This is a genomic window from Novosphingobium sp. HNCC26DJ243 (genome assembly GCF_057180545.1).
Window position 1 is genome coordinate 1 of sequence record NZ_JBXUGN010000016.1, and the last position, 4,467, is coordinate 4,467.

The 4,467-nt window shown below is 57.1% G+C and carries 2 protein-coding genes and 2 pseudogenes; 2 read left to right on the plus strand and 2 right to left on the minus strand.

The features are described from left to right. Positions 1-104: 104 nt before the first annotated feature. The gene (locus AC2A04_RS18215; protein WP_484213780.1) at positions 105-1,610 is read left to right on the plus strand and encodes an oligosaccharide flippase family protein; all 1,506 of its coding nucleotides are present in this window, start codon (positions 105-107) and stop codon (positions 1,608-1,610) included. Between the two features lie 253 nt (positions 1,611-1,863). On the opposite strand, the pseudogene tnpC reads toward AC2A04_RS18215, so the two are convergent. Both tnpC and AC2A04_RS18225 read right to left on the minus strand, forming a co-directional pair. Further along, positions 1,864-2,552: pseudogene (tnpC, locus tag AC2A04_RS18220) on the minus strand (IS66 family transposase); the annotation flags it as partial. Between the two features lie 242 nt (positions 2,553-2,794). After that, positions 2,795-3,001 carry a hypothetical protein gene (locus AC2A04_RS18225; RefSeq protein WP_484213781.1) on the minus strand — a complete coding sequence of 69 codons (207 nt, stop codon included), beginning with the start codon at positions 2,999-3,001 and terminating at the stop codon, positions 2,795-2,797. A 154-nt stretch (positions 3,002-3,155) separates the two neighbouring features. Here AC2A04_RS18225 and AC2A04_RS18230 point away from each other — a divergent pair. Continuing rightward, positions 3,156-4,141, plus strand: a pseudogene (locus AC2A04_RS18230) (IS5 family transposase). Positions 4,142-4,467 lie beyond the last annotated feature (326 nt).

Consider the following 4,467-nt stretch of genomic DNA (forward strand, 5'->3'; position numbering starts at 1 on the left):
ATCCGCCTCGTAGATCATAGGTCGCCAAAGGGGTAGGGGCCTTTCCGTCTATGGCGTATTTAGTCAATCCGGCATGACATGGGGCGCAAGGAATAAGATAAGCAATGTCAGAGAAAAAGCAGGTTGATTCGGTGAAGCGTGGTTTAATGACCGCATCGATCTGGAACGTAATCTCCAACCTAGGCACGCAGACGGCGACATTCGCCATCTTTTTGATCTTGGCCCGGCTGCTGACGCCGTCGGATTTTGGCATGGTTGCGGTGAGTATGGCATTTATCGATATTACCCGCGGGATAATGTTAGGTGGGATCCCTGAAGCGCTGATCCAACGCAAGGAATGGGACGACAGGGATGCCAGCGCTGCTTTCTGGTTAAACCTTTTCGCTGGTTCGATTTTCACCCTGCTGATCCTGATCGTGGCAATCGTCGCGCAAAACTATTCCAGCAACGGCAAAACCTGGTTTGTCTTGGCCGCGCTCGCTAGCACCTTGTTGATCGACGGATTGCGTGGGGTCCACGAGGCCCATCTTCGCCGCAATTTCCGCTACAAGGTCTTGGCTGTGCGATCAGTGGCCGCCTCGATAATTGCAGGTGTCTTCGGCGTTGTCGTTGCAGTGGCAGGGGGTGGGGTCTGGGCTCTGGTGGTCCAACGGATATTTACTTCGGCGATGCAGACCATAATCATCTGGTCGTCCGACGTGTTCAAGCCGCAAATTGTTTCACTGCGTGGGCAGAACGTCCGCGATCTTCTCAAGTTCAGTACGGGGGTACTGTGGGCCCGTTCACTTGGGCAGATCAATCGGCGCCTGGCAGATGTTGTTTTGGGCGCGATCGCCGGGCCCCACGTGCTCGGCCTTTATCGGGTCGGCACGCGCAGCCTCGACTATATACTGAACGGCACGGTAACCCCTATCCAGAGCGCAACACTATCTGCCTTTGCTCGGTTACAGAGCGGTGAAAGCCGCGCTCGTGCTTACGTCCGCTCGACCGAGTTCACCGCGCTAACCACCATCCCCGCAGTGATAGGCGCCGGCGCTATTGCGCCGGACTTTATCCAATTTGCCTTCGGGGCGAAGTGGGCAGAGAGTGCTTGGCCGATGATGTTGTTGTCCTTCGGCATCATCCCAATGACCTATATGCACTATTTTCAGGCAGCCATGCAGGCCGCCGGTCGACCGACTGCAGCCTCCGGCCCAGAGCTGTTCCGTTTGATTGTGGGGGCGGTCATCTTGTCAATAGCAGCGCCATTTGGGCTAGTCGCGGCAAGCTATGGCGAAGTGCTGCGGCGCTACATCGTTTCACCATCCGTTATCCGGGTGCTCCGGCGTGAATTGGGCATTTCGTGGCGTGATGCCTTCGCGATGGTAGGCGTTCCCGCATTTTGGTCAGTGATGATGTTCGCGGCGATCGTCGTCTGCCGCCATACCATGCTCGCTGATTTGCCGATCATTGTGCGTCTTGCCTGCTCAGTGAGCATTGGCATTGTGGTCTATGCCTGCGGAATACTGCTGGTCTCTCGCGGCTTCACGCGCCGCATCATATCCACTATCGCACCCGTTTTGCCAGGGAAGCTCCAGCGCTTCGCCCAAGCACTTATGAAGCTTCTCTAGGGCCCAAACGCATTCAGATGGTAGATTTTGCGCAAAGGTGCTGTCTCATAGGTCTCTTGGATCGAGTAGGCATTGGCATGGCACGTTCGTTGTTTCGGCTGTCGGACGAAGCATGGGCTGCGATCGACAGCACCTACATCAAAGCGCCGCGCGCGGCCTTCGGCAGAAAATGAGCAACCAGACGAAGGCGCTCGGGCGCTCCCAAGGCGGGTGGACAACCAGAATCACCGTACGCGTGGTCTGGAAGTGCCGGTTAGGCGGCCTCAGAGATCTGCGGTTGCTCGTGGGCTTTCCAGTTCCAAGGCTTGAGCTGGTCCCAGCGGGAGGCCGGCCATCCATCTTCGATCTTCTCGATGACATCGGCGATGTAGGCCTGCGGCTCGATGCCGTTGAGCTTTGCCGTCTCGATGACCGAATAGATAGCAGCGGCGCGCTCTCCTCCGGCCTGTGATCCCGCGAATAGCCAGTTCTTCCCGCCGATCGCCACGGTGCGCATCGCGCGTTCGGCAATATTGTTGTCGATGCCGGCCAAGCCGTCGTCAACGAAGCGCGTGAGCGCAATCCAGCGCTTGCGACCATAGGCGAGTGCTTTTGCCATCGCGCACTTGGGTGACAGACGGCGCAAAGCATCGTCGATGGCCGAGCGTAACTCGTCGACCATTGGCCTGGTGTACTCCTGTCCCCTTTGTTTGCAAACATCAGGTGACTGACCCCGTACCTCGTCCTCGGCCTGTTAGAGCGCGGCGATCCGTGCCAGGAGATCGGTGGTCAAAGGTATTGGGCTGGTCTGATGGTTCTCGAAGATCTTGCGACGCAAATGCGCCCAGCAGGCGACCTCCTGAATCCTGTTGCGAGCATAGAGCTTCTCGTACCCGGCGTAGCCGTCGGCCTGAAGGAGGCCTGTGAAGTTCTTCAACTCGGCTGCGGATGGATAGTCATACGACTACTCAAATGTCACTTGTTTGATTCGCTTCGCTTTCTTCCATCTACGCCACCCCATCAAAAGGAGCGGCTATCAGCGCTTCAATCCCCCGCCATGCAAGGTGGCATACAGCCCATGGTTACGAATCCACGCGCCCACCGATTCATCTCCGCCCATACTACCCTCACAACCGTTACTTTCAAATTCAATCACTGGGCTTTAAGGGTGGTAAACCTAGGCGGCGTGGACAAATTCTAGGTTATCAATCGTCAAGCTTCACAAGCAGGCATGCTCGGAAAGTGCCTTCCGCTGTGTCCTGCCGATGCCAGATTTTGACGATGTTATAATAGTTGAAATAGCCTTCCGTATCTCGGGCAAGATGTTCGCCAACGCGCGGCAGAAAGTCGAACTCGGCCACGAATAGCAGCTTCTCCAGATCCTCACCCTCAAACACTTCCACCAAAGCCATAAAATCCTCCGTGAAGACATAATCGCAATATTGGCCGGTCCCGGCAACGCTCTGCGATGAGAACGATTGACGAGGCGCGAGAGGATTGATTCAAGCCTGCTTTTTGGAGGCAGACTTGAGCAGGGGCGATCTGAGCGAAGCGGAATGGCGCATCTTGAAGGATCTTCTGCCAATCGAGCCTGAAAACCGCGGTCGAGGCAGGCGGCCCGAACAGAACCGCTCCATCATCAACGGTATCCTCTGGCGGTTCCGCTGCGGTGCTTCATGGCGTGACGTGCCACCCAAATACGGCAGTTGGAACACCATTTATCGTCGGTTCCGACGCTGGAGCGAGGCCGGGGTCTGGGAGACCGTGGCAGTAACGCTCGCCGAGGTCATGGCGGACAGTGGCCACTACAGCATCGACAGCACGACAGTTCGCGCCCACGTCTCGGCAGCGGGCGGAAAAGGGGGACTCATCGACGCGCTCTTGGCCGCTCGCGGGGCGGGTTCACCAGTAAGCTTCACTGCCTGGCCGATGCCCTCGGACGACCGCTCGCTTTCCATCTGACAGTCGGCGAGGCGGCAGATTGCAAAGCCTATGACGCCCTGATCGGCCTGCCCGAGCGTGCGCCTGACGCTTTGCTCGCCGACAAGGGTTACGACGCCGACGCAATCCGTGCCAACCTTGCCGAACGCAAAATCGAGGCCGTCATTCCTGGCCGGTCAAACCGCCGCGTGAAAATCGAGCATGACCGGGCGCTCTACAAACAACGCAACCGCATTGAGCGCATGTTCGGACAACTCAAGATCAACCGCGCCATTGCCACCCGCTACGACCAGCTTGCAAACAGCTTCCTCGAAATGGTCCATCTCGCCACAGCCAGATACTGGCTCAAATTTGTCCACGCCGCCCAAGACTCAGATCACCTGCGCCGATCATTGCGCGAGACCGGAATTACGCCGACCATCCCGGGGCGCCGCAACCGCAAGCGCACGATTCGCTATGTTCAGACGCGTTATAAAAGTCGGCACCTGATCGAGAAGCTTTCGGTCGGATCACTGAGTTCCGCCACGTCGCAACTCGTTTCGACAAGCTCGCGGGCCACTTCCTGTCAGCCGTTGCGCTTGCTTTATCCCTCGCATTCTGGCTCTGATTGAGTCTCAGCCCAATGTCATCAATAGATGCCGCTCGGACGCGCCGCACAGACGACTTGCAGATTGCGTTTCAATCACCGGCACCAACGCCACTCCAGCACGTCTGCACTCAGACAGCAGCAATGATGTCATTGCCCAAACTCGGTTCAAATTCCAACTTCGTGGAAGGTTGCGATGAACCAGTTACACCAACACAGCTGCCTCGCGATATCGGTTGCGTGCTCTGTACAAACGAAACCTGGCAAATTTACCCAATAAAATTACGATGATGGGCTGTAGCGTGCTGGCATCTGGCCTCGTGCGGGTGTATGCTGCGCTGCGAAGGATTT